We start from the raw sequence: 3,617 nt of genomic DNA, 5'->3' as shown, positions 1-3,617 counted from the left end.
GGGGGCGGGCGGGAAACCTACGGTCGGCCCTCAGTTCGCAAGTCTCGGAAAGTTTCGGCACCGGCTCGAAGGGGAGTCATGTGACCAGTCGATCCCGGCGTGCCCTCCCGGCCGCCGGAGCGCCGGCTCCGGCCGGGGATGTCGTGGCCGTTCCCGCCGTCGCGGGGCCGGGTCCGGACGAGGCGAACTCTCCCCTTCACGTGCCCCCGACGCACGTTCCGCACGTCCTCACGCGGCGGACGACCCCGCAGCAGCCCGCCGACGCCAGGGTCCCGGCCGCCGCCTGACGCGGGCCTGCCGGGACCAACCACTGATCCGACTCCCCGATGGAGAGCACATGCCCACCTGGTCCACCGTGCGGACGACGCTGGTTGCAGCGGCCGCCGTACTGACCGTCACGGCCACCGCCGCCTGTGGCACCGCCGGCCCCGCAGGGGCGGGCGGTTCGGGCGGGCTGACGCTGTGGACGCTCGAGAACGAGGGCATCAACGGTGTGCAGCAGGCCGCCGTCGACTCGTTCAACGCGGGCGAGGGGCCGGACATCGCGCTCCGGACCTACGTCAACGACCCCTACAAGGCGGCGCTGCAGACCGCGATCGGCTCGCCGAACGCTCCCGACATCTTCTACAACTGGGGCGGCGGCAACCTGAAGGGCTACGTCGACGCGGGCCAGGTCGCCGACCTGACCGCGGCGCTCGACGCGAAGCCCGAGGTCAAGGACGCCTTCCTGCCCAGCGTGATGCAGGTCGGCACGATCGACGGCAAGATCTACGGCATCCCGATGCAGGGTGTGCAGCCCGTGTCGTTCTTCTACAACAAGGACGCCTTCGCCAAGGCCGGCATCACCGCGTTCCCCACCACGTGGCAGGGCTTCCTCGAGACCATCGACAAGCTCAAGGCCGCGGGGATCCAGCCGATCTCGCTGGCCGGCTCGCAGCCGTGGACCGAGCTGATGTACCTGGAGTACCTCCTCGACCGCAACGGTGGCCCGGACAAGTTCCAGGCGATCGCCGACGGCAAGCCCGGTGCGTGGAGCGACCCCGCCGTGATCACGTCGCTGACGCAGATCAAGGACCTCGTCGACCGGGGTGCGTTCGGCAGCAACTTCTCCGCCGTGAACTACGACAACCAGGGCTCGCAGGCGCTGCTCACCAGCGGTCGTGCGGCGATGGAGCTCATGGGGTCGTGGGAGGTCACGAGCCTCAACGACAACTTCCCCGACTTCCTGAAGGCCGACAAGCTCGGCTGGGCCGACTTCCCGGCCGTCGAGGGCGGCACGGGCGACCCGAAGAACCTCGTCGGTAACCCGAGCAACTTCTACTCGGTGGCCGCGAGCTCGAAGGACGTCGCGGCGGCCACGAAGTTCCTGGTCGACAACATGACCAGCCCGGCCTACGTCAAGGGCATGATCGACGTCGGTCAGGTGCCGGCGATCAAGGGTCTGGACCAGCAGGTCGCCACCGGGCAGTTCGCGGCCTTCAACCAGTACTCCTACTCCGCGGTGCAGAAGGCGCCGACCTTCACCCAGTCCTGGGACCAGGCTCTCGCCGCCGACGTCTCGCAGTCGATGCTGACCAACCTCTCGCAGGTGTTCCTGGGCAGCATGACCCCCGAGCAGTTCGGCCAGGCCATGGACGCGGCCTCGAAGTGAGTCGTTCGACCTCGCACGTCGATGTGGCGCGGCCCGGCTTCGGCTGGGTCGCGCCCGCGCTGGTGTTCTTCGGGCTGTTCGCCCTGATCCCGATGCTGGCCCTGGTCTACCTCAGCTTCACGTCCTACGACGGGCTGAACCCGCCGGTGTTCGTGGGTCTGCAGAACTGGCAGACGCTGGCCGGGGACCAGATCTTCCTCGACTCGCTGCGGCTCTCCGGGATGCTCACCCTGCTCTCGTGGCTGCTGCAGACCGCCGTGGCGTTGCCGCTGGGGGTCTACCTGGCGGGGAAGGAGCGCACGCGGGCCGTGCTCGCGGCGATCTTCTTCGTGCCGCAGCTGATGTCCGGCGCGGCGATCGCCGTGCTGTGGGGCACGCTGTTCGACCCGAACTTCGGGCTGGCGAGCGTGCTGGGCCCGCTGGTCGGGGTGCCCGACGGCAACTTCATCGGCAACCCGTCACTGGCGTTCTACGTGGTCCTGTTCGTGATCTCGTGGCAGTTCATGCCGTTTCACACCCTGCTCTACCAGGGTGCGACCCGCGCGATCCCGGAGTCGCTCTACGAGGCGGCCACCCTGGACGGTGCGGGCCGGTGGCGGCAGTTCCGTTCGATCACGGTGCCCCAGCTACGGGCCACGATCATCACCTCCGGCGTGCTGATCGTCGTCGGGTCGCTGACGTACTTCGAGATCGTGCTGATCCTGACCAACGGCGGCCCCGGCACGGCCACGCGGATCCTGCCGCTGCACATGTACGTCGAGGGCTTCCGCAGCTTCCAGATGGGCTACTCGGCCGCGCTCGCCGTGGTGCTGCTCGTGATCGGCACGGCCCTCTCGCTCGTGATCACCCGCGTCACCGGATATCGGCAGATGGCCAGTCAGCGGGAGGGACTGTGACAGCGACAACCCCCTCGACCGAGCGGCCACCCGCTCCGCCCAGCACGTCCAGCGGGCCCACGGAGCCGGAGCGCAAGCGGTCCCGGAGGTCGGTCTCCCACCGGCGGCCCAACGTGGTCGGCGGCCTGGGCGCCGGCGTCTGGTTCGTGATCGTCGCGGTCCCGCTGTACTTCCTGGCGGTCACGAGCTTCCGGGCGTCCGGGGCGTACCTCAGCGACGGGCCGTTGGCGCTCCCGAGGAGCCTCACCGCCGACAACTACATCACCGTCCTGACGTCGCAGTTCCCGCGCTACTTCATCAACAACCTGCTGGTGACGGTGGCGTGCGTCGCGATCGTGATCGTGCTGGCGCTCCCGGCCGCGTACGCGATCGTGCGCAGCCGCAGCAGGCTCGTCTCCACCGGCTTCTCGATCGTCCTGCTCGGGCTGGCGGTGCCGGCCCAGGCGGTGATCGTGCCGCTGTACCTGATGATCACCCAGCTGCGCCTGTACGACTCGCTGCTCGCGATCATCCTGCCGACGGCCGCGTTCGCCCTGCCGCTGTCGATCGTGGTGCTGACGTCGAGCCTGCGGGACGTCCCGAAGGAGCTGTACGAGGCGATCACCATCGACGGGGCGGGCACCGTACGCACGCTCTTCTCGCTGGTGCTCCCGCTGTCCCGCTCCGGGCTGGCGACGATCGGCATCTTCACCGCGCTGCAGGCCTGGAACGGGTTCCTGTTCCCGCTGGTGCTGACCCAGAACCCCGACGTCAGGGTGCTCACGCTCGGGCTGTGGGACTTCCAGGGCCAGTACGGCACGAACGTCCCGCTGGTGACGGCCGCCGTGACGCTGTCCCTGCTCCCTCTGCTGGTGGTCTACCTGCTGGCCCGCCGCTTCCTGCTCGCAGGCCTCACCGCGGGCGCCGGCAAGTGAACGTCCCCGATCGCCGAACCTCCGAAAGGACGTCATGAGTACCGACGTGTCCAGCACCAGCGCGGCGACGCGCAGCGACGACCCCCGGGTCGCCGAGCTCGTCGCCAGCATGACGCTGGAGGAGAAGCTCGCCCAGCTGGTGGGGCTGTGGGAGGG

Annotated in this window: 3 protein-coding genes; all 3 read left to right on the top strand. The window is 69.2% G+C overall.

What is annotated here, in order from left to right; genetic code table 11:
- Positions 1-337: 337 nt before the first annotated feature.
- The 3 genes from HF577_RS36830 to HF577_RS36820 are packed head-to-tail and all read left to right on the top strand — an operon-like array spanning position 338 to position 3,461.
- Complete coding sequence (locus HF577_RS36830) at positions 338-1,651, top strand: extracellular solute-binding protein (protein ID WP_169400623.1); 1,314 nt, start codon at positions 338-340, stop codon at positions 1,649-1,651.
- Entirely contained in the window at positions 1,648-2,547 is a 900-nt protein-coding gene (locus tag HF577_RS36825) for a carbohydrate ABC transporter permease (protein WP_312859627.1), read from the top strand. Before HF577_RS36830 ends, HF577_RS36825 begins: the two co-directional genes overlap by 4 nt.
- Positions 2,544-3,461, top strand: a complete 918-nt coding sequence (locus HF577_RS36820; protein ID WP_169400622.1) for a carbohydrate ABC transporter permease — start codon at positions 2,544-2,546, stop codon at positions 3,459-3,461. The genes HF577_RS36825 and HF577_RS36820 overlap by 4 nt, the downstream gene beginning before the upstream one ends.
- Positions 3,462-3,617: the final 156 nt, after the last annotated feature.

Origin of the sequence: Pseudonocardia xinjiangensis (assembly GCF_012911925.1) — a bacterium.
In the GTDB taxonomy this organism is placed as follows: domain Bacteria; phylum Actinomycetota; class Actinomycetes; order Mycobacteriales; family Pseudonocardiaceae; genus Pseudonocardia; species Pseudonocardia xinjiangensis.
This window is presented reverse-complemented; position numbering and strand designations above follow the sequence as displayed.

What these genes read in the sequence shown, in the direction of transcription:
- HF577_RS36830 (WP_169400623.1), top strand. Translation starts at nt 338, where the DNA reads ATGCCCACCTGGTCCACCGTGCGGACGACGCTGGTTGCAGCGGCCGCC.